Raw genomic sequence first — 21,139 nt, forward strand, 5'->3', positions numbered from 1 at the left:
GGTATCCTCTAATTAACTGTGCACTTTTTGGAAAGGGGAAATCAAGATGCGAGAAGAGAAAAACTTCATTAATGGGGAATGGACAGAAACGGGACAAACGATCGAGGTACGCAATCCGGCTACAGGTAATGTGATGGCCGTCGTGACAAAAAGTGATACACAAGAAGCGACACAAGCCGTTGACGCTGCACATGAGGCGTTACAAGAATGGCAACAAAAAACAGCAGAAGAACGAGGGGAACTACTCAATGAGTGGCATCGTTTGATTGCAGAACATACAGAAGAGCTTGCCCGAACCATGGTTGAGGAACAAGGGAAACCGCTCAAAGAAGCAATCGGTGAAATCAACTATGCAAATGGATTCATCGACTGGTATGCAGCAGAAGGACGACGCGTGTACGGAGAGACGATTCCGGCTTCATCAAACCAGAAACGAATCTTTGCCATCAAACAACCGGTCGGCGTCATCGCAGCCATCACACCTTGGAACTTCCCGGCTGCCATGATCACACGGAAAGTTGCTCCAGCGCTCGCTGCAGGCTGTACGGTCGTCATGAAACCAGCATCGGCGACCCCGTTGACCGCCATCGAATTGGTCAAATTAGCGGAGAAGGCCGGATTCCCAAAAGGGGTCATCAACCTTGTCACTGGACAAGCATCAGATATCGTCAAAGCGTGGCAACAAGATAAACGGGTCCGAAAATTGACGTTCACAGGATCAACGGAAGTCGGAAAAATGCTCATGCGTGACGCTGCGGACACGATGAAAAAGATTTCACTCGAACTCGGTGGACATGCCCCGCTCATCGTCACGGCCAAAGCGGATTTAGATAAGGCTGTTCCGCAAGCGGTCGCCACAAAGTTCCGAAACGGTGGACAGACGTGCGTCTGCGCGAACCGAATCTATGTCGAACGCGCCGTCGTCGATGAATTCTCGGAGCGTTTCATTAAAGAGGTCGAAGCGTTGAAAGTCGGCAATGGACTAGAAGAAGGTGTCGACATCGGTCCGCTCATCGATGACGACGCGCTCAGTAAAGTCGAAAAGCATATTGAGGACGCACAGATTCGTGGCGGTGAAGTGTACGGTGGTGAGGTACTAGACGGCTTGTTCATCCGTCCTGCCGTCATTCGTTACGCGAATGAAGACATGCTCTGCATGAACGAAGAGACGTTCGGACCTGTCGCACCGATTGCGACGTTCGATTCACTCGATGAAGTCATCAAACGGGCGAACAACACGCCATTTGGCTTAGCCGCTTACCTGTTCACGCAAGACATCAATGAAGCGGTCTATTTAGCTGAATCGTTGGAGTACGGGATTGTCGGTGTGAATGACGGACTTCCGTCAACGCCGCAAGCGCCGTTCGGTGGTTGGAAAGAGAGCGGACTCGGCCGTGAGGGTGGACATCACGGCATCGAGGAATTTTTAGAAGTCAAATACATCTCTCTCGGATTGTGAGTATAGGTATACAAAAGGCTTGTCGACATATGCGACAAGCCTTTTCTTATCGGTTGACCCACTCGACTAAATCGTGCGGAGATTGGATCACGTGATCCGCAAGTGCCCACTCTTCTTCATTGCCGAATCCGAACCCTGTCAAGACGACCGGGAAGTCATGGGCGTGAGCCGCCTCGACATCCGATTTACGATCGCCGACCATAATATAATCCGCCTCTCCGTGCCGGACACGGTGTGCTGTCAGAATATCTGCCTTCTTCTCGCCACCGACAGACTCCAAACATTCCGGTGCCGTCATATAGGAACGAATCTGTTGCGTATCTAAAATCAAGTTCATGTAGTGAACGCCACAGTTACTCGCCGTCGTCAACGTATGTCCTTGCTCGTGAAGCGTCTCCAACATCTCACGAATTCCGTCAAACAAGACGTTCTGCCCTTCCATCGTTTGCTCAAGCGTCGTATGACGGAGTCTGCGAATGAGACGAATCTCTTCGAGCGTCGCCTCTGGGATGACATGCTCCCAAAACGCGTTACCTGCCAAGCCGTATCCTGAGCGGACCGCCTCTTCACTCGGTTTCGGAAGATGAGGAAGCTCCTCGAGTGCCTCATGAATCGCCTTCGTCATCGGTCCGGTCGTATCTACTAACGTGCCATCGATATCAAATAAAATCACTGCCATTGGATTGATCCCCTCTCTTTCACTCTCTCCTTACCGTAGCAGAATCCCCGAAAATGCAAAAGAGAAAACGTGATGACAAAAAAACGACTGAACCGATTCGTCCAGTCGCCTCTATTATCCACGCCAGAAGTTCATGCCACCTTTTACAGAATAGACGTCGGTATATCCGGCACTCTTAAGCATCGCTGCCGCGCGTTGGCTACGCATCCCGCTCTGACAGATGACATAGACAGGACGCTCCTTTTCTTTCGGATATTTCGCTTGAGCATTACCGAATCCGGATAAAGGTACGTTTTTCGCCTGCTTGATATGTCCCCCGCGGTATTCATGCGGCTCACGCACATCCAACAATTGAATGTTTCGTTCTTCTGCGATTCTCCGTTTTAAATCGTCCGTCGAGACAGTTTTTACATTGTTTCGACGACTCCACCAGAAATACACAAGTCCAATGACGACCGCCACAAAAAGAAAGTCCAACATATTCACACCTCCATTTGCATTCATTTCTTATATTCATTATACCCCATATGGTATTTAAGTCAATGAATGTGAATCCACAAAAAAACCACATGTGATGCACATGTGGTTCAAAAATCGAGCAATGAATCCGATTTCGGTTGTTCGTCTTCCTCCATCGGAATGCCGAGAAAGGCAGCCATCTGTCGATCAAGCGGAGGTTTTGTCTCGTTCGTAGGCGTCGACGTTTGCGGCACACCGACCGCTTTCGCTTCTGACGTCTCATCTAGAAGTAATTCACAAAAGCCCATCAACTTTGCCAAATGACGCTTTTGCACTTCACCGGTTGACGACTCAATCTGTGTCATCACCTGACGCATTTGGGCGATGACTTGTTGTTCTGTAATCATAGTCCGTACACATCCTTTACACTTCCATTGTGAAGGATTTCATCCTCGATTCGCAAGTATCTTTAACGATTCCTTGACTCGACCCAATTTAAAAAGGCGTCATAGTCAAAACGAACTTGATTTGCATAAAAATCAGCCCATCTCGATAACTGTCGAATAAACAGGGACGGGGAGTCACCGATTGCCGCCGCGATTCGTTCGCTTGCCGTATAATCGAGCACATTCGATGACGCATCGGCCCGTGCGTGAATCTTCGCCGTGATTTGCGCTTGCACTTTCAACGTCTCAATGAGCGACGTCTCATCTTTCATATGTTTCGCTTTCACTTTCCGCTTATACGGAGAACGTTGCCTCACATAATATTCTTTATCGTCGATTGTCAAATAGCCGAGATACGGGTCACGACTGTGGACCATTGCTCGTTGTGCGGCGACGACACGAGCGCCTTGATGCGACAATCCGTTCTCAAACAGCGGATGTGTCGGAAGAAAGAGAGACGGGACGGCGGACTGTGCTTGCTTCATCTCTAAAATAACATCTTCATCATGTTCTTCGTCGGCACCTTCAATCAAAATATAGTAGCGTTCTAAACCGATTGAAGCCGTGCCGCTCTGAAGTTTGATGGCGATATCTTTGATTTCGTAGTGATCGGCATGATGTCGGTGTTGGTCTGACAATGAAGACAGATAATCGCCCCATGCCGCTTCAATTTTCTCCCGTACTTCTGAAGAGACGGGAAGCAGGTCGTCACTCGTCGAAAAATAACGTTCCTCGTCCCGTACCTCCGTCCGTTCGGACATGAATTCATCTTTCTTCTTCTCCGCTTTTTTAATGACTTTTTTGACCGCTTTACACGTATTCTCTTTCGTGAATTGAATATGCTCACTCCGTCCAAGCGCATGTTTTTCAATGGCTTTGGCATAGGACTCAGCAAACGCTTGAATGGCTGCCTTGCCGTCGAATCCTGACTCGGCGGCGAACAAATCGACAGAGACCGCCATCCGCAACAAATCGAACAGATAGGACCCGATATACGCCTCATCAAAGTCGTTCACGTCATAGATGATGGTACCGGCCCCGTCTTCGAACACACCGAAATTTTCAAAGTGTAAGTCTCCTTGAATGAACGTCGGATGGTCAGGACCTGTGTCAAAGGCGATCGGTACTTTCGCAAAGTCGTAGTAGAACAAGTGTGAGCTCCCTCGAAAGAACGAGAACGGGCTTGAACTCATCTTCGCGTACTTCTCTTGTCTTGCCTCTTCCGAAAGCTGTCGAATCGACTGGTCATAAAAATCAAGGACGGTCCCAATCGTCTCGCACCGAATTTGTTGTTTGACGGCTGTGAACATACGGCTCTCCCCTTCACTTGTTGAATAAGTGTTTATATTCCCCGTACCCCGCCTCTTCAAGCTCTTCTACAGGAATGAATCGGAGAGCGGCCGAGTTGATGCAATAGCGTAAGCCGCCAAGCTCTTTCGGACCGTCATCAAACACATGGCCAAGGTGACTGTCCCCTTGTTTTGAACGGACTTCTGTCCGTACCATGTGATGCGTCGTGTCCATGTTCAAATCGACGCGCTTCTCCTCGATTGGACGTGAGAAACTCGGCCATCCGCAATTCGACTGAAACTTATCGTGAGATGTGAAGAGTGGTGTCCCGTCGACGATATCGACGTACAACCCCTCCCGCTCTTCATCCCAATATTCATTTTGGAACGGTGGCTCTGTCCCGTTTTCTTGCGTCACTTTATACTGCATCGGTGTCAAGCGTTTACGAAGTGCTTGTTGTTGTTTACGATCGCTCCATGCCTCTTTGATGAACTTCGCGCGTCCTGAACCGACACGATACATCTCATAGCGGAACGGATTTTTTTTATAGTAGTCTTGATGATAGTCTTCCGCTTCCCAGAACGTTTTCGCAGGGCGGATATCGACTTCAATCGAACGATCGAAGCGACCCGAATCTTCCACTTCTTGTTTCGAACGCTCCGCTGCAGCCCGTTGCTCTTCTGAATGATAGAAGATGGCTGGACGGTATGATTCACCGCGGTCATTGAACTGCCCTCCACCATCTGTCGGATCGATTTGACGCCAATAGATACGTAGCAACTCCTCATACGAAATGACTTCTGGATTGAATGTGATTTCAACCGCCTCTAAATGTCCTGTCGTCTCCGAACAGACTTGTTGATACGTCGGGTTGTCGACATGTCCTCCTGTATATCCAGAAATGACACGCTCCACTCCCTCATATTTATGAAACGGTTTGACCATGCACCAGAAACAGCCTCCCGCAAATGTAGCTTTTGCCATGATAAATCCCTCCTTACTTTGTAGTGTACCCAAAAATGTGGCAAGACAACAAAAAACGAGAATCACAAAATGTGTTCTCGCTTCAGTCTTCTTCCACCTGATTCACATGACGCATCACTAAAAATAAGATGACTCCAACAATCGCAGCCCCTAAAAGCGTCAACACCATGTTATCTCGAGCCGATAAAGTATAAAAGATCGCTAATCCAATCAAAATGAGCGCAATCGGAATAAACGCTCGTTTAAAATGATCCCAGTAACGCACGGACAGTCCTCCTTTTCTCTTATCATACCAAACTTTCGATTTTCCATAACGAAAGTTCTAAAAGATGAGGAGAACCTGAACAAATCCAAAAGGATTCCAAGACGATTTGCTTGAATAATCATTCAAGATAGCTTCTTTCCGCAAGCAGGTTATTCCTGTCTGTTTTCAACTAGATGCTATATACTGTAACTAAATATTTCCATACGGAATAAGGGGGAGCTTCGATGCTCACAATCATTAATGCGTTCTTTATCAACCTGTGTATCTTGTTCACGCTCTTCACGATTTCCTTTTTACCGTTTCGCAATCGACCTCGTTTAACCCCACAGTCTCCTTTGAAAGGAAGGGTTTTACTCGGGGTGCAGACCGGATTAATTGCCATCCTCCTTTTAGCGAATGCCTTACCTCTCGAAGGTGTGCTCATTGATTTACGCGCCATCCCAATCATGCTGGCTGTCTTATTTGGTGGTTGGGTCAGCGGTACGGTTGCAGGTATTATCTATTTGATTGGTCGCGCGTTTGTCGTTTGGTACACAAACGGCGCTATGATTGGTCTCTATTTAGCGTTTGCGACAATGTTCGTTCTCGTGGGATCAATCAGCATCCTTCGAAAACGCATGGATAATACCCGCCCAACTTTACTTACATTCACTACGATCAGCATCGCCATTTTTGGAGCAGCGATTTATGCCGCGCTTCCACTAAACTTGTTCTATCCCGTCTTAATCGTCTACACGTTAATGTCTTACGGCGGAGCTTGCGCCGCCTATCGATTGTTGCTCGAATTGCGCCGCCATTTCGAGAACGTCCAGCATCAACAGCAACTGGCGCGTACGGATGCGCTCACCGGGATTGCCAATCGGCGTCTCTTGAACGAAGCGATGGCCAACTTGACGGTCGAGGCAGAAGAATACGCATTGATTTTGGTCGATATCGATCATTTCAAACGGGTAAATGACACATACGGTCACGACGTCGGAGATGATGTCTTGCGCGAGCTCGGCATGCTCCTCGTCAACGAGAGCGACGAGCGCCATTTGGTCGGCCGCTTCGGTGGCGAAGAATTTTTAATCGTCATGCCACATGCGACACGTGACGAAGTATCACGGCTTGCTGAATCTATTCGAGAAAAGGTTTCAACGTTCCCGTTCGAGACGAGTGCCGGTACGCTCCACATCACTGTTTCGCTTGGAGCTTGCCATTCGAATGATATTGAAATCGACAGTGTGTTAAAACATGCAGATGAAGCGTTATATCACGCAAAAGAGTCCGGTCGAAATCGTTTCATCCTCGCCTCTTAATGTGTCAAACTCTTCACACTTGAGCGCGTTTTCTCGCTTTACTTTCTCGAAATGAATCGTTAAACTAGGCTAGACTTTGATTCAGATTGATACATCATGATTTATTCAGAAAAGGGGAAACATCGTTCATGTCAGTTTTGTTATCTTTATTTGGAATTATGTTTATCGGCTCGTTCGCGATTGACTATAGACGTGGAAAGACACTTCAACAATCGGCAATCGGGGGGATTCGTTCGATTCAGAACAACATGTGGATTTTCTTCCGGACCTCACTTTCGATGATGATTATCATCGGTCCGCTCTTGTTGATTTCAGGTTTCGTGTTCTCGGATTTGGTGAGCTTTAACACGATCCCAGCATTCATCATCGCCGTTCTCAGTATCGGCTTTGCGGAACGGATCATCGGGATGACCGTGGCTCCACTCGTCCGCACATTTTGGCATCAACGCGGTCGTCTCATGCCACTTTATTTAGATGCCGCTCTCTACGTATTCCTACTCTCTATTCTCGTATTGGAGTTCTTGATGAATATTCCGGGGATTGATCTTCAGTCACCGTTCATCGCGCTATTCTATGCGTTCGCTCTCTTCTTCACGAGATACTTGTTCAGTTTGATTCGATTCACGGTTCAAAAAGGCGTAGCCTCGAATTAATTCATGACCCAATCCATACGTGTTCGCACGTATGGATTTTTTTCATTATTCTCATTGACAATGAGAATCGTTATCAACTATACTCTAGTTGTAGCTTCCCAAAAGCTTGACGTGCACGTTCCCCAAACATATCACGTCACGTGGATTCCCCTCCACGACACTCTTTTTGAAAGCATTGCGACAACCCCCATTTGTTGCACCCATATTTGCCAAAAACAAGACGAGCAGCCCACCGACGGGGCTGCTCGTCTTTTTCATGATGCGAACACTTCTTGCTCAATTTGTTTCAATTCATAGAACATGCCACGTTTCGTCATCAGTTCCTCATAAGAACCGACCTCAACAATTCTTCCGGCTTCCATAACGATAATCTGATCAAACGTTTCGAGACCCGTCAAACGGTGACTGACGAGAATGAGTGTGCCTGTTCCGGCTTGCTGTAACAATTCAGAAAAGACATGGGCCTCCGTTCCTGCATCGAGTGCCGATGTCGGTTCATCGAGCAACCAGAGAAGTCCGTTTTTAAGAAGTGCTCGTGCGATGGCCAGGCGTTGGCGTTCTCCACCTGACAAGTTCGCCCCTTTCTCAAGGACCGGTTCGTCTAGCGTGAACGCCAAACGGACCCGCTCAAGCGCTACGCTCATCTCTTCATCTGTGAAGTCACCGGCTAACGCCAAGTTGTCCCGTACAGTTCCATAAAAGAAATGATTGTCTTGCAAAACAACGCTCGCATGTTGCCAAATGGCTGTCTGTTTGACATCGTTCACGTTGTGCTCATCCAACCGAATCGTGCCGTCTTCCGTCCGAACGAAAGCCAAGAGCAGTTGAAGTAACGTCGACTTCCCTGACCCGCTCGGTCCCACGATGACCGTCTTCGAACCACTTGGAATGTGTAACGTCACCTCATCGATGACATCTCGATACGTATCCGGATAACGATAGCGAACATGGTCAAATGAAATGGACGGTGCATCCGTAAACGTCACGTCTTGACGTTTAGCCTCACGCGCCTCAATCGTTTCACTCGGCTCCGTCACTTCAAACAAACGATCCGCTGCTTGCTTGCTGTCTGCAAAGTGACCGGGGAACACGGCCATCGGCGTCGTATTCTCAAACGCTGTGAGCGACATCATGATCAGCATTGCCAAGAACAACCCGTTCAAGTCTCCATTTACCACCTGATACGCACCGATGGCCAAGACGCCCCATGAGACGAGTAAGGAAGCGGCAACGACGAGCGCCGAATTGAAGAACTGATTCGTCGTGTCTTTCCGCTCTGCCTCCATGTAACGCTCACTATGCGAATAGACAGCTTGTTTCGTGCGGTCAAGTTGGTGATGAAGTTTTAAATCCCGGTATCCGAACAGCATCTCTGTCAATTGAATCGACACATCTCCACGCAATCCACGAATCGTCTCGTCATGACGGGCACGAATTCGTGCAAATCCGAGCGGAATCAAGAATCCTGTAACGAGTACACCAAACAAAATCCATAGGCTGACCGCAAACGAGAAGAAGGTGACAAAGAAGATGGTACTCAAAAAGACGAGTACGAGAATGATCGGCGGATAAAACACGCGAAGGAAGTAGTTTTGAAGACTCTCAACGTCCCCGACGACGCGTGCGAGCAAATCGCCGCTCCGATATTTCGCAAAGATGGACGGAACGAGCGGCTCTAACTGACGATAGAACCGGACGCGCAACTCACTTAAAATCGTAAACGTCGCCCGGTGTGAGGCGAGGCGTTCCCGATAACGGCTTCCTGCCCGGATGACACCGAACAGTTTAATTAAGACAACCGGTACCATGAGTGCATACAGTGGCGGGACGAGCCCTGCCCGTGATACGAGATAGCCACTTGCCGCGAAGAGGGCGACCGCTGCAATCCCTGCCGCATATCCAAAGAAGATGGAGAGAAGAATGTCTTTCTTCTCGCGCATCATCCATTTTGTGATGGTCCAAAGCGAGTTCATCGGCTCACCCCTTTCTGAAGTGCAAACAGTTCTGCATACTCTGGGACAGCGAGTAACGCTTCGTGCGTCCCTTCTGCGATTCGTTTCCCGTCATCCATGAACCAAATCGTGTCCGCCTCTTTGATTGTATGCAGACGATGCGCAACCGTGATTAACGTCGCACCTTTCGACAGCTCTTCAATCGAGTGTCTGACAATCCGCTCTGTTTTCAAATCAAGGCCGGTCGTCGGTTCATCAAACAATAAAATACCAGGTTGCTTAAAGAAAGCCCGTGCGAGTGCAAGGCGTTGCCGTTCCCCGCCAGATAGTCCAAACCCACCTTCTCCGAGTTCTGTCCAGATTCCGTTCGGCAACTGGTCAATCACCTCGGATAGTCCAGCTGCCTCGGCTGCTTCGAGTAACGCACGCTCGTCAGCCACTTCACCTAAAGCAATGTTTTCGGCGAGTGTCCCAGCGAACAGATACGGATTTTGAGAGATATACGCAATATTTCCATACCAGGCAGATTCCTCATACGTATGCAAGGGTTCGCCATCCACGAGGACGCGCCCTGATTTCACTTGCAAAAGTCCTGAGATCACGTTAAGGACAGTCGTCTTCCCGGAACCGCTCGCGCCGACTAACGCAAGGTGGGTGCCGGACGAGATGCGACCACTCAATGGCTGAAGGGAAAAGCGTCCACCAGCGTACTCAAACGATACCTCTTCAAGCTCAAGGTCCGGTGTCCGTGAACGAAGCGACTTTGTCCCCCACTGAATGCGATCATCCGGGGCGTCTAATACGTCAAAGATCCGGTCTGCTGCGCCCATACTGCCACGTCCCGTATGAAAGGCGCTGCCCAGGTCTTTGATGGCCAAGTAATACTCTGGCGCCAACACAAGAATCAAGAAACCAGAGAAGAACGTCAGGTTCTCCCAAACGACCATCTGTAGCGCGACTTCTAATGCCACAACGCCGGTGCTGAGCATGGAGATGAATTCCAACATGAGGCCAGATAAGAATGCCGTCTTTAAGACGACCATCGTCGCATCCCGAAAGTCGAGACTGCTCTTCTCAATCGCTTTCGCTTCTTGTTCGGTCCGATTGTAGAGTTTGAGTGTCGTCAAACCTTGTAAGACATCCAAAAACTTTCCGGAAAATTGATTCATCTTTTCCATCTGCTCTTCAGATTTTTTCTGCGTCGCAATCCCGATGATAATAAAGAACAAGGGGATAAACGGCGCCGTCACCATCATGATGACACCTGAAATCCAATGTTGGCTGAAGACGACAACCAAAATCAGAAGCGGGATAATCGAGGTTTGGATTACTTGTGGCCAGTATTGACTGAAGTAGGCGTCGACCTCGTCAACAGCATCTAGAAACACACTGACCTTCTTCCCAGATTGTCCCGTCAAAGACGACTCGACCGGGCTCGTGGCATAGCGATCTAGCAATTGCAGACGCAACGTCTGCTTCGCCTTTTCCGATAAACTTGCTCCGATTCGTCCGGAGACGTATCCAAAAAGTGCTCGTACCAATAGGGCGCCGACGAGCCAAAGTAACGCCGGAACGACGGTTTCAAATGATTCATCTTTTAAAAAGATTCGGTCGACAATGTCGACGATTAAATACGCTTGCGCCAAAATCGATAGTCCAATCATGACCGCAGACAACACTAGTCCGATGATGTGACCTCGCTCGGCGAACGCAAGGGCTTGCAGTCGTTTCACTGCATTCATCCTTTCTCTATTCACAATCCGATTGCTTTGTGAGATTCATCACTAATTATACAATATGACACGTCTTGAAGCGAACGCTCCGCTCGTTCCGACATGCAAAAGACGCCCTCTCCTGAGTGGCGTCAATCGAAGTCTTGCTCAAAGTATTCAGGATGCCCGATTACAAGTTGGTGGTCATCCATTCGAAGCACCTCTTCTTTACGAAGCTTCGCTAAAATCGTAGAAACCGTCTCTCGGGACGTTCCAGATAGACGAGATAGTTCCATCGCCGTGAACGGACAGCGGACACGTACCCCTTGCTCATCCGGTTCACCTAAATCTTCAATCAAAAAATGGATGGTATTGAGTACACGTTCTTTCGCGCTCGGGGTAATGATCTCTTGGACACGTCGTTCATGTAAATCTAAAATACGATTCATCTGTCCAATGATATAGAGCAGCATGTTCGACTGTGTGGATACAAACTGCTCGAATCGGTCGGTCGTGATATAGATGACGTCAATATCCGTCACCGCTTCTGCCGTATGACGGTAGTCTTCCTCCGTGAACAAACCATTGTACGGAAAGAACTGTTTGGGCTTCACGTAGTCCGCATATTGATGCGTCGCATGCTCGTTCATCCGCTCAAGTCTGATGTATCCACTCATTAAGAAATACACGCGCTCTCGCGGGTCTCCTTCCATGAACAGGAGCTGTCCTTTTCGATACGTTCGGCAATAGACGTGCGGGACGAGCTGTTCAAGCGCTCGACTCGAACAGTTCGCAAACAGTGTCAACTGCCGTAAATCATCAATCGTCCACTTATGTCGCATCTGTATCCCCTCATTTCTAGTTAAATCCCCTACCTTAAGTATAAATCGATTCAAAATGATACCGCTTTCAAAATCCGACAGTTTTCTGACATGACAAAAGGGGGTCTCCCCCCTTTTCAGTCCAACATCAGTTCTAATAGCGCGTCTTGCAAATCTCGATCGAGTTCTAACGCATGGAGGTCAAACAGCCAGGCCTCGAGACGCGTCTTCGTCGTCGCCATCTGGTACAAACGATCTTTCAAATCGTAGGCGATTTCCGCGCGGTCTAAGAATCGATAGAGACGGTCAAGTCGATGGGCGTTCTGTGTCACATCGACGGGGAGCGTCACCGTCTGCTCCTGCTTCAATTCACCAATCGGGATGTGTAGCGTCTGCGTCTCAGCGTCATAGTCCCCTTCCCCGACAACGCCTCGAACAAGAACGGTCAATGTCCGATTCGCCGGAACGAGGGTCAGGTCTCCTGACATCTCGATGTGTAGCGTCCGCGCTTCCCAGTCGAGCGTGAACGTCGTTTCAAGCGAGGCACCTGTCTCATAATCGCGGCTTTCCCCGTCATCTTCGTACATCGTGAACGTGTTCGAGGCACCTGGAAAGACGAGTACTTCTAGCTCGCTCGGGTTCCCCGTCTCGTTCGCATGCGGTTGATGCGGCATGAGGGGAACGATGGCACCCGCTTTGGCGAAGACCGGTTGTCCATCGAGTCCACGAAACACACGAATCGACTTGTCGCCTTCGTAACGATGTCCTGTGAAGAAGTCAAACCATTCTCCTTTTGGCAGCCAGACATTCGTTCCGGCGACGTGGAGCTTTCGGTCCATCGGCGTGACAATCGGGGACACAATGAGTTCACTGCCAAAATAAAACTGATTCGGCACTTGATAAGCCGCTTCGTCATCGGGATGTTCGATATACATCGGCAGCACGAGCGGTAACGCATTGGCATGGTTACGATAATTCATCGTGTATAGATAAGGAATGAGCTCGTGACGCAGACGTAAGAATCGCTTCATCGACTGTTCGGCTTCGATCCCGAAACGCCAAGGCTCTTTCCCGTTGAATGTGCTGAACGTCGAGTGGAGGCGCATGATTGGACTGAATACCCCGTATGCGACCCAACGCGCGGCGAGCTCATCGTCTTTTTTTCCACGATGATGCCCTCCGATGTCGTGACTCCACCAACCGTAACCGATATTTGTCGCTGTCGCTGTAAAATACGGCTGGAAGGCGAGCGAGGCCCACGAGATGATCGTGTCTCCTGAGAATCCGACCGGGTAACGGTGGCTCCCTGGTCCTGCGTAACGAGAGAAAATGAGCGGGCGTTTGCCGTCACGGGCGATATCAATGGCATGATAATGATTCAGCATCCATAGCGGATCGAGTCCTTCCATCTTCGAGGTCGACCCTTGTTGCCAATCGATCCACCAAAAATCAACGCCATCCGCCTCATGTGGATGATGCATCTGCTCAAAATATGCTTGAATGAATCGTTTGTCCGAAAAATCGAACGGGATTCGGTCCCCCGATTCCGGTTCGACGCCCATGGCCTCGGCCATCGCCACGTACTGATCTTCAAACGCACGGACACCGTCCGCGGGATGCAGGTTCAACGTCACCATCATTCCCTCATCCTTTAACCAGTTAAGGAAACGCTTCGGTTCAGGAAACAAGTTTTTGTTCCACGAATAGCCCGTCCAACCACTCCCGTACTCTTCGGGGATGTCCGTCACGTGCCAGTCCATATCGATGACACTGACCGAGAACGGAACATCTTCTGACTTGAAACGGCGCATTAACGCCTTATACTCCTTTTCGTCGTATCGCCAGTAGCGGCTCCACCAGTTCCCGAGCGCTTTACGAGGGAGCATCGGTGTCGGACCCGTCAACGTGTAAAAGTCTCGAAGTGCCTGTTTATAGTCATGGCCATATCCGAAGTAGTAAATGTCATGGATCCCTTTTCGTCTTGGCTCGACGAAGCGATCATCTGTCATCAAAAACGAGGATGAATCATCAATGATGGCATATCCTTGTTTGGAGAGGATCCCTTCTTCTAACTCCGTCGCCCCGTCCACATGATCGAGCGTCCGCGCCGTCCCTTTCAGCGTCCGCTCCGGACCGTTGAACATGTAGCGGCTATAATACGTGCTAAAGTTCCCTTTCACGTCCACGTAGAGCGTGTTCGGCGCGAACGGACCTTTCGTATAATACAAATGGACATGTTCGGTGATGATTTGGAGTTCTGTCTCATCTTCAATCACTCGGAATTGTGGAACGTCAAATTCCCGATTCCATGCCACTTGGGTGGCGCGGTCTTCAAAGACACCGTCCTCCGCATATTCCATTCGAATCAACTGACTCGTCAATACGGTGAAGCGATAACAGCTTCCTTGTACGATTGCCCCTTCTCTTGCTTTTGGTCTCATCCACGACTGGTACACATGATTTTCTTCGAATAGGCGCATACATTCGAGCGTTTCCGCTCTCCGTCACTTCCTTCCTGAAATTAGTGCAAACGTTTACACTGAATATGATAGCAATCTCATTTTTGGCATACAACCTTCCTTCCCCTTGAACACGGGCAGAAAACAAAAAAAGTCGCAAACGCTTCACGTCTGCGACACATTCTTATTGTTGGAGTGATGGGGCCAGACGGACACGTGTGCCCACTTCTCCGTCAATGGCGGCTACAGCCTGATCGAGCGACGTGATGATGGCGACACGGTTCGTACCGGATTCGGCAAACTGAAGCGCCGCTCTTACTTTCGGCAACATACTGCCTGGCGCGAACTGGCCTTCAGCGATATACGTCTCCATCTGTTCTTTCGACGTTTCTTGAAGTGCCATCTCGTTCGGCTTCCCAAAATTGACATACACATGTTCGACAGCCGTCAAAATGAGCAACACGTCTGCGTTGACGAGGTCAGCCAGTTTCGCAGCCGCGAAATCTTTATCGATGACCGCCTCGATGCCGACGTATCCGTCCATTGTCTCCATGACGGGAATGCCACCGCCACCAGAAGCGACGACGATGTGCCCCGCTTCAACGAGTGTTCGAATGACGGCGTGTTCGGCGATTTTCATAGGGATTGGACTCGGCACCACACGACGATACCCACGTCCTGCATCTTCTTTGAAGACGTAACCTGTCGTCCGTTCGAGATGGAGTGCCTCTTCTTCCGTATAAAACGGGCCGATCGGCTTGGTCGGATGATGAAACGCACTATCGTTCGGGTCGACAATACTTCGTGTCACGAGAGAGACCACATGCTGTTCAAGACCACGTGCACGAAGCGCTTTGGTCAGTGCATTCTCGAACCAGTATCCAATCATCCCTTGCGTCATCGCACCACAGACATCAAGCGGCATCGCCGGTGTGGCCGAACTGTCTGATGCGGCTTGTTGCAACATCAGGTTTCCCACTTGCGGACCGTTCCCATGCGTGATGATGACCTCGACTCCTTCCGCGATGAGTGCAGCGAGAGATTCCGCCGTCGCCTCAACCGCCTGTATTTGTGCTTCGGCTGTCGCATCTTTCCCTTGTTGAATCGCATTCCCGCCTAAAGCGATGACCACTCGTTTTTTCTCCATATCCATACCCCCCGATCAGATGACTGAAATATTACCCGATAGTATGCGTACGACTGCGAAGATGGCGAGTGCGGTCAACACACCGGCGACCATCCATTCCGTTTTAGTGAGTGACTTGATGCCATTTTCACGTTGCGCCTTCATGTAGAGAAGGGTTCCGGGTGCATATAAAAGTGTAGTGAGAAGTAAATAATCGATTCCAGCGGCGTAAATGAGCCATAGTCCATAAACGGAGGCGACCAATCCAATCGTCAAATCGCGTGTTTTTCGTTCACCGGTACTATATCCGATTCCGTTCTTCGCCACTTTCACTTGATAAAAGGCCGAGAACACGTATGGAATCAAAATCGCACTCGAGGCGAGAGAAAAGGCAAAGTTATATGCGGCATCTGAAATCAAGAATGTGAAGAGGAAGAGCTGAATCAATCCGTTCGTCAGCCAAAGGGCGTTGACGGGAGCCTGATTTTGATTCTCTTTCGTGAACCATTTCGGGAAGACCCCATCTTTGGCGGCAACGAATGGAATCTCAGCTGCTAAAAGCGTCCAACCGAGCCATGCGCCAAGGACAGAGATGACGAGCCCTCCGTTGATGAGCATCGCACCCCACGGACCGACGGCCGACTCGAGCAAATATGCCATCGCGGGTTGCGAGGCGTTCGCCACGTTTTCCGGTGTCATGAGACCGAGCGACATGATGGAAATGAGCAAATAAATGACGAGTGTACCGAGCAACCCGATTACGGTTGCTTTCCCGACGTCCGAACGTTTCCGAGCACGACCAGAAAGAACGACGGCTCCTTCCACACCGATAAAGACCCAAAGTGTCACGAGCATCGTCGAAACGACTTGGTCACGCACACTTCCCCACGAGAAACCGCCTTGTCCCCAAAAATCGAAGGTGAAGTTTTCGAGATTAAAGAAGAACAAGGTAATCGTAATGAATGCAAAAATTGGGACGAGTTTGGCAATCGTCGTGACGATGTTGATCATCGACGCCTCATGTACCCCACGTAAGATGAGGGTATGCACGAGCCACAGCATAATTGATGCGCCAATGATCGACGCGATATTCTGTCCCCCTTCAAAAATCGGGAAGAAATAACCGACCGAACTGAATAGCAGTGTGGCATACGCTACATTCCCGAGCCAGGCAGACAACCAATATCCCCAGGCCGAGTTAAATCCGACGAACGACCCAAAGCCTGCCCGTGCATAGCTATATACACCACCATCGAGATCAGGACGGCGCATCGTCAGATTTTGAAAGCTAAGACCGAGCGCAATAATCCCGATCCCTGTAATCACCCACCCGATGAGAATGGCCCCCGCATTCGCACCTTGCGCCAAATCGGCAGCCAAGTTAAAGGCGCCACCACCAATCATCGATCCGACGACAAGTGCCGTCAACGCTCCGAGACCTAACCGCTTATCTTGCTTGTCAGGATGTACTCCAGCCGAACCACCTGAGTCATGCTCCAACTTCGTAGACATTCTACTCATCCCTTTCGCTTATTTTAAAGCAGGAGGGGGGATCCCCTCCTCGTCAACGATCAAGCCATTCGCGTGTCTCCGTGAGCGTCGCCGCCATCACCGCCTTGATGGTATGCATCCGGTTTTCTGCCTCATCAAATACGAACGAATGACGACTGCGGAACACTTCATCGGTCACTTCCATTTCCGTCAAACCGTACTGTTCGTGAATCGCTCGACCGACTTCCGTTTCTAAGTCGTGGAAGGCAGGGAGGCAATGTAAGAACATGATGTCTGGATTGCCACTCTTTTGAAGCATGTCCATGTTCACTTGATACGGTCGCAACAGTTCGATTCGTTCTGCGAACGCCGCTTCCTCGCCCATCGATACCCAGACATCCGTGTAGACGACGTCCGCTTGATCCATCGCTTTCTCAATGCTCTCCGTCAAGGTGATCACAGCACCTGTTTCAATGGCGACCGACTTCGCATAGTTCACGATCTCGTCAGATGGCCAGAGCGATTTCGGCGCACAGATTCGCATATCCATCCCAACTTTTGCACCACCGATCAACAACGTGTTTCCCATGTTGTTCCGTCCGTCACCTACGTACACAAATTTAATTCCGGCAAGTTCTCCTTTTTGCTCTTTTACCGTCAAAAAGTCGGCCAAGATTTGGGTTGGATGATACAAGTCGGTCAAACCGTTCCACACCGGTACGCCGGCGTCTTTTGCAAGACCTTCGACCGTCTCATGAGCGAAGCCACGGAACTGAATGCCGTCAAACATGCGCCCGAGGACGATCGCGGTATCACGTACCGATTCCTTCTTCCCGAATTGAATATCATTCTTGCCTAAATATTCAGGGTGCATCCCTAAATCGATGGCAGCGACCGTGAACGCGCAACGCGTCCGTGTCGATGGTTTTTCAAAGAGTAAGGCAATGTTTTTACCTTCACAAATCCGATGTGGAACACCTTGTTTTTTCTGACGTTTGAATGCAGCAGACAAATCGATCAAATAGTTGATTTCTTCACCCGAAAACTCGTTTAGCGATAAAAAATGACGACCTTTCAAATCAAAATTGAACGTTGTAGACATACTGCTTCCTCCTTATCACATTTAGATGTCTTGGCGGATAATCGGACAGCTCATGCAACGTGGACCCCCACGTCCGCGTGATAGTTCACTCGACATGATTTCGATCACTTCGACGCCTTCTTTACGAAGTAACTCATTCGAGACGTAGTTTCGGTCATACGTGACCACGACACCCGGCGCAATGGCGAGCGTGTTCGATCCATCATTCCATTGTTCTCGGGCTGCCGCAATTGGATCGCCACCACCACAAGGAATCAACGTCGCCTCTTGTAAGTCGAGGACGTCTTTTAACACCTTCAACAAATCCGAGTGCTGGGCAATCTGAAGTTCACCTTCCGCGTTTAACGTGAGCTCGAAAATGTTCATCTTCCCTTCCGGTCCTTGAATGAACGGATGGATGGTGAATTTATCATGATCGACCATCGTGAAGACGGTATCAAGATGCATGAAGGCGCGTGATTTTGGAATTTCGATGGCGATGACTTTTTTGAAGCTGTCTCCATGCTTGAGTAGGTTGAGGGCGACACGCTCGATGCCTTGCGCGGTCGTCCGTTCCGAGATGCCGATGGCGACGACTTCTTTCGACAAGACGAGTTCGTCTCCCCCTTCCATCGCAAACCGATAATCACGGTCCGACCAGATGGGAACATCATGTTTCGCAAAGCGTGGGTGATAGCGCATAATATATTGCGTGAAGAGTGATTCACGGCGACGTGCCGGTTCTTTCATTCGGTTGATGGAGAGACCATGACCGATTGCAGCGGCCGGATCTCGTGTGAAATAGAGGTTTGGCATAGGATCCAAAAAGAAGGGGTACGTATCTTCAATCATTTCATGCAGATGTCGGCGTTTTTCTGGCTTAATCTCCGATTTCCGGATACCGGCCATCACCGTCTCAATCAACATTTCATTATCAAAATCCAGTAAATACTCTTTTAACGTTTCATAAGAGCCGTTGATATTTGATTTAGACTCCGATAAGATATCCGCGACAAACTTTTCGCGCACACCAGGGAGTGATAACGTTTCGGCCATTAGTTTTTCGAGGTAAAGGACTTCCACACCACGATTTTGAAGCGCACTCGCAAAATAATCGTGCTCTTTTTGAATGACCGGCAAATGGGGAATATCATCGAACAAGAGGCGCTCTAAATATTCCGGGGTGAGGTTTTCTAATTCCCTTCCCGGTCGCTTCAGTAATACCGTTTTTAATTCTCCAATTTCTGAATACACATGAATCGGATGTTTCAGCGTCGTATCTTGTGAAATCGGTTGATTCGTCATTGAGATCATCTCGCTTCCTCCTTGTGATTCGGGTGTGTGACTACCCTTACCTTATCACTTTACCAAATTTGCGAATGTCTAATCCGACAGTTCATCTGTTGTCGATTCCGCATTGATATGTATAAACGTTCACCTTTGTGAATGAACAAACAACACATGGAAAATCGGCGACATGAAAAGGGGAAATCAGATGTATGAACAATGAATAAAATGCTCCTGAAAAATAAGAAAAAACTTTTTTATTACCTGGAAAATAAGCTAAAAACGCGAGAGATCAGGATGTGAAGATATGAAAATAGAAGAAACCAAATACAACGAACATGAAGCAGCGCTCCGCACATCGATTCAAAAAGGAGACCCAGTCGATTTTCGAGACCTGTTTCTCTCTCTTCACCCCGGTGAACAGGCAGACCATTTTATCGAACTTAATCAATATGAGCGTATGTTCGTGTATCGAACGATTTCCCCTGAGGTATTCACCGATCTATTTGAAAAATTGACCTTAGAAGAACAATGTACGTTCATCCAAGAAACGCCTCAGCCTTACGCTGTCCGAATTTTAAATAAGATGTATTCAGACAACGCAGCCGACTTGATGCGGGAGTTACCCGATGCGTTCATGGACACGCTATTTGAACAGATGGACGATATCGAGGAACAAGAAGTCAAAGACTTGATGCAATACCCGGAAGAGACGGCCGGATCGCTCATGACGACCGAGTTCGTCGTCCTTCAAGCTGATAAGACGGTCGGACTGACCCTTGAAGAGTTGCGTGAACTCGGACCAGATGCCGAAACGATTTATTACCTATATGTGGTCGACCAAGCGCACCAACTGGTTGGTGTCGTCTCGTTACGTGATTTAATTGTCGCCCCGCTCGAGGCGAAAATTGAAGACATCATGGGGTTCCGCGTCATCTCGGCAAACGTCATGACCGACCAGGAAGATTTGGCCAGGATTGTCCAGAAGTACGATTTGTTGGCCCTTCCCGTTATCGATGATCAGCAAAAGCTACTTGGCATCATCACGGTCGATGATGTATTAGACGTCATCGAGCGCGAAACGACAGAAGACTTTGAAGAACTCTCCGCGACGAAGGGTTCGTCTGATATCAACATGAGTCCGTTCGAGGCGGCGAAAAAACGTGCCCCTTGGATTGTCAGCCTCATGTTTCTCGGCATGATTACAGCTTCGACGATTGGCGGTTTCGAAGACACCCTTGAGACGATTGTGCTACTCGCCGTCTTCATGCCACTTGTCATGGGCTCTGCCGGGAACGCAGCCACGCAATCACTCGTCGTCGCTGTGCGCTCAATTGCACTCGGGACCATCAATCGAAAGAACGTTATGAAGATGATTCGACGCGAACTCGGAACCGGCATCATCTTAGGGATTGCGTGTATGATTGTCATTTTTGGCGTCATCACGCTGCTATACGACAATATGCTGATTGGCTTCATTGTCGGAGTTTCTATCTTTGCTGCACTCAGTGTCGCTACGATGATTGGAACGATTGTCCCGCTTCTCATCAATCGCCTGAAGTTAGACCCCGCTGTTGCCTCTGGACCGTTTATCACGACGCTGATGGACAACCTCGGTCTCATCATCTACTTCACGGTCGCGACGTCCATGCTCCAGTTTTTATGACATTCGAA

Annotated in this window: 18 protein-coding genes; 4 read left to right on the forward strand and 14 right to left on the reverse strand. The window is 49.2% G+C overall.

Annotated features, from left to right (window positions below; all coding sequences use genetic code 11):
- Positions 1 to 46: 46 nt before the first annotated feature.
- On the forward strand, positions 47 to 1,459 hold the full coding sequence (locus KNO65_RS10145) for an NAD-dependent succinate-semialdehyde dehydrogenase (RefSeq protein ID WP_031422044.1): 1,413 nt from the start codon (positions 47 to 49) through the stop codon (positions 1,457 to 1,459).
- A 46-nt stretch (positions 1,460 to 1,505) separates the two neighbouring features.
- Here the strand turns inward: KNO65_RS10145 and KNO65_RS10150 are convergent, their stop codons facing one another.
- The 6 genes from KNO65_RS10150 to KNO65_RS10175 all read right to left on the reverse strand — a co-directional run bounded on the left by KNO65_RS10150 (position 1,506) and on the right by KNO65_RS10175 (position 5,582).
- Positions 1,506 to 2,138 (reverse strand): HAD family hydrolase, encoded by a 633-nt coding sequence (locus KNO65_RS10150; RefSeq protein ID WP_214783899.1) that lies wholly within the window; start codon positions 2,136 to 2,138, stop codon positions 1,506 to 1,508.
- A 114-nt stretch (positions 2,139 to 2,252) separates the two neighbouring features.
- Entirely contained in the window at positions 2,253 to 2,618 is a 366-nt protein-coding gene (locus KNO65_RS10155) for a rhodanese-like domain-containing protein (protein ID WP_012727509.1), read from the reverse strand.
- Positions 2,619 to 2,725: 107 nt separating this feature from the next.
- Positions 2,726 to 3,004 carry a DUF5327 family protein gene (locus KNO65_RS10160; protein ID WP_211782150.1) on the reverse strand — a complete coding sequence of 93 codons (279 nt, stop codon included), beginning with the start codon at positions 3,002 to 3,004 and terminating at the stop codon, positions 2,726 to 2,728.
- Positions 3,005 to 3,066: 62 nt separating this feature from the next.
- Positions 3,067 to 4,353 (reverse strand): DUF2252 domain-containing protein, encoded by a 1,287-nt coding sequence (locus KNO65_RS10165; protein ID WP_047794777.1) that lies wholly within the window; start codon positions 4,351 to 4,353, stop codon positions 3,067 to 3,069.
- Positions 4,354 to 4,366: 13 nt separating this feature from the next.
- Entirely contained in the window at positions 4,367 to 5,317 is a 951-nt protein-coding gene (msrA, locus tag KNO65_RS10170) for a peptide-methionine (S)-S-oxide reductase MsrA (protein ID WP_214783902.1), read from the reverse strand.
- 82 nt (positions 5,318 to 5,399) lie between these two features.
- The gene (locus KNO65_RS10175; RefSeq protein WP_031422036.1) at positions 5,400 to 5,582 is read right to left on the reverse strand and encodes a hypothetical protein; all 183 of its coding nucleotides are present in this window, start codon (positions 5,580 to 5,582) and stop codon (positions 5,400 to 5,402) included.
- Between the two features lie 224 nt (positions 5,583 to 5,806).
- Between KNO65_RS10175 and KNO65_RS10180 the strand changes: the two genes are divergently transcribed.
- Complete coding sequence (locus KNO65_RS10180; protein ID WP_214783905.1) at positions 5,807 to 6,883, forward strand: diguanylate cyclase; 1,077 nt, start codon at positions 5,807 to 5,809, stop codon at positions 6,881 to 6,883.
- A gap of 128 nt (positions 6,884 to 7,011) precedes the next feature.
- The gene (locus tag KNO65_RS10185; protein ID WP_031422033.1) at positions 7,012 to 7,536 is read left to right on the forward strand and encodes a hypothetical protein; all 525 of its coding nucleotides are present in this window, start codon (positions 7,012 to 7,014) and stop codon (positions 7,534 to 7,536) included.
- Between the two features lie 254 nt (positions 7,537 to 7,790).
- Here the strand turns inward: KNO65_RS10185 and cydC are convergent, their stop codons facing one another.
- The 8 genes from cydC to arcA all read right to left on the reverse strand — a co-directional run bounded on the left by cydC (position 7,791) and on the right by arcA (position 19,450).
- The gene (cydC, locus tag KNO65_RS10190) at positions 7,791 to 9,509 is read right to left on the reverse strand and encodes a thiol reductant ABC exporter subunit CydC (protein ID WP_214783908.1); all 1,719 of its coding nucleotides are present in this window, start codon (positions 9,507 to 9,509) and stop codon (positions 7,791 to 7,793) included.
- A complete protein-coding gene (cydD, locus tag KNO65_RS10195; protein WP_214783911.1) occupies positions 9,506 to 11,230 on the reverse strand; it encodes a thiol reductant ABC exporter subunit CydD in 1,725 nt (574 codons plus the stop codon). The genes cydC and cydD overlap by 4 nt, the downstream gene beginning before the upstream one ends.
- A 122-nt stretch (positions 11,231 to 11,352) precedes the next feature.
- Positions 11,353 to 12,042, reverse strand: coding sequence for a Crp/Fnr family transcriptional regulator (locus KNO65_RS10200; RefSeq protein WP_214783914.1), 690 nt, complete (start codon positions 12,040 to 12,042; stop codon positions 11,353 to 11,355).
- A 116-nt stretch (positions 12,043 to 12,158) separates the two neighbouring features.
- Complete coding sequence (locus KNO65_RS10205) at positions 12,159 to 14,501, reverse strand: glycoside hydrolase family 31 protein (RefSeq protein WP_214783917.1); 2,343 nt, start codon at positions 14,499 to 14,501, stop codon at positions 12,159 to 12,161.
- Positions 14,502 to 14,664: 163 nt separating this feature from the next.
- Positions 14,665 to 15,627, reverse strand: coding sequence for a carbamate kinase (gene arcC, locus KNO65_RS10210; RefSeq protein WP_214783921.1), 963 nt, complete (start codon positions 15,625 to 15,627; stop codon positions 14,665 to 14,667).
- 15 nt (positions 15,628 to 15,642) lie between these two features.
- Positions 15,643 to 17,118, reverse strand: a complete 1,476-nt coding sequence (arcD, locus tag KNO65_RS10215) for an arginine-ornithine antiporter (RefSeq protein WP_214783924.1) — start codon at positions 17,116 to 17,118, stop codon at positions 15,643 to 15,645.
- Positions 17,119 to 17,170: 52 nt separating this feature from the next.
- Entirely contained in the window at positions 17,171 to 18,199 is a 1,029-nt protein-coding gene (argF, locus tag KNO65_RS10220) for an ornithine carbamoyltransferase (RefSeq protein ID WP_214783927.1), read from the reverse strand.
- A 21-nt stretch (positions 18,200 to 18,220) separates the two neighbouring features.
- Positions 18,221 to 19,450, reverse strand: coding sequence for an arginine deiminase (gene arcA, locus KNO65_RS10225; protein ID WP_214784156.1), 1,230 nt, complete (start codon positions 19,448 to 19,450; stop codon positions 18,221 to 18,223).
- A gap of 322 nt (positions 19,451 to 19,772) precedes the next feature.
- On the opposite strand from arcA, the gene mgtE reads away from it, so the two are divergent.
- Positions 19,773 to 21,131 carry a magnesium transporter gene (gene mgtE / locus KNO65_RS10230; RefSeq protein ID WP_214783930.1) on the forward strand — a complete coding sequence of 453 codons (1,359 nt, stop codon included), beginning with the start codon at positions 19,773 to 19,775 and terminating at the stop codon, positions 21,129 to 21,131.
- Positions 21,132 to 21,139 lie beyond the last annotated feature (8 nt).

Origin of the sequence: Exiguobacterium sp. S3, assembly GCF_018617295.1 — a bacterium.
Taxonomy (GTDB): Bacteria; Bacillota; Bacilli; order Exiguobacteriales; family Exiguobacteriaceae; genus Exiguobacterium; species Exiguobacterium profundum.

What these genes read in the sequence shown, in the direction of transcription:
- cydC (WP_214783908.1), bottom strand. Translation starts at nt 9,509, where the DNA reads ATGAACTCGCTTTGGACCATCACAAAATGGATGATGCGCGAGAAGAAA.
- arcD (WP_214783924.1), bottom strand. Translation starts at nt 17,118, where the DNA reads ATGTCTACGAAGTTGGAGCATGACTCAGGTGGTTCGGCTGGAGTACAT.
- arcC (WP_214783921.1), bottom strand. Translation starts at nt 15,627, where the DNA reads ATGGAGAAAAAACGAGTGGTCATCGCTTTAGGCGGGAATGCGATTCAA.
- KNO65_RS10145 (WP_031422044.1), top strand. Translation starts at nt 47, where the DNA reads ATGCGAGAAGAGAAAAACTTCATTAATGGGGAATGGACAGAAACGGGA.
- mgtE (WP_214783930.1), top strand. Translation starts at nt 19,773, where the DNA reads ATGAAAATAGAAGAAACCAAATACAACGAACATGAAGCAGCGCTCCGC.
- KNO65_RS10165 (WP_047794777.1), bottom strand. Translation starts at nt 4,353, where the DNA reads ATGTTCACAGCCGTCAAACAACAAATTCGGTGCGAGACGATTGGGACC.
- KNO65_RS10150 (WP_214783899.1), bottom strand. Translation starts at nt 2,138, where the DNA reads ATGGCAGTGATTTTATTTGATATCGATGGCACGTTAGTAGATACGACC.
- cydD (WP_214783911.1), bottom strand. Translation starts at nt 11,230, where the DNA reads ATGAATGCAGTGAAACGACTGCAAGCCCTTGCGTTCGCCGAGCGAGGT.
- KNO65_RS10180 (WP_214783905.1), top strand. Translation starts at nt 5,807, where the DNA reads ATGCTCACAATCATTAATGCGTTCTTTATCAACCTGTGTATCTTGTTC.
- KNO65_RS10185 (WP_031422033.1), top strand. Translation starts at nt 7,012, where the DNA reads ATGTCAGTTTTGTTATCTTTATTTGGAATTATGTTTATCGGCTCGTTC.
- argF (WP_214783927.1), bottom strand. Translation starts at nt 18,199, where the DNA reads ATGTCTACAACGTTCAATTTTGATTTGAAAGGTCGTCATTTTTTATCG.
- KNO65_RS10155 (WP_012727509.1), bottom strand. Translation starts at nt 2,618, where the DNA reads ATGTTGGACTTTCTTTTTGTGGCGGTCGTCATTGGACTTGTGTATTTC.
- KNO65_RS10200 (WP_214783914.1), bottom strand. Translation starts at nt 12,042, where the DNA reads ATGCGACATAAGTGGACGATTGATGATTTACGGCAGTTGACACTGTTT.
- KNO65_RS10205 (WP_214783917.1), bottom strand. Translation starts at nt 14,501, where the DNA reads ATGCGCCTATTCGAAGAAAATCATGTGTACCAGTCGTGGATGAGACCA.
- msrA (WP_214783902.1), bottom strand. Translation starts at nt 5,317, where the DNA reads ATGGCAAAAGCTACATTTGCGGGAGGCTGTTTCTGGTGCATGGTCAAA.
- KNO65_RS10160 (WP_211782150.1), bottom strand. Translation starts at nt 3,004, where the DNA reads ATGATTACAGAACAACAAGTCATCGCCCAAATGCGTCAGGTGATGACA.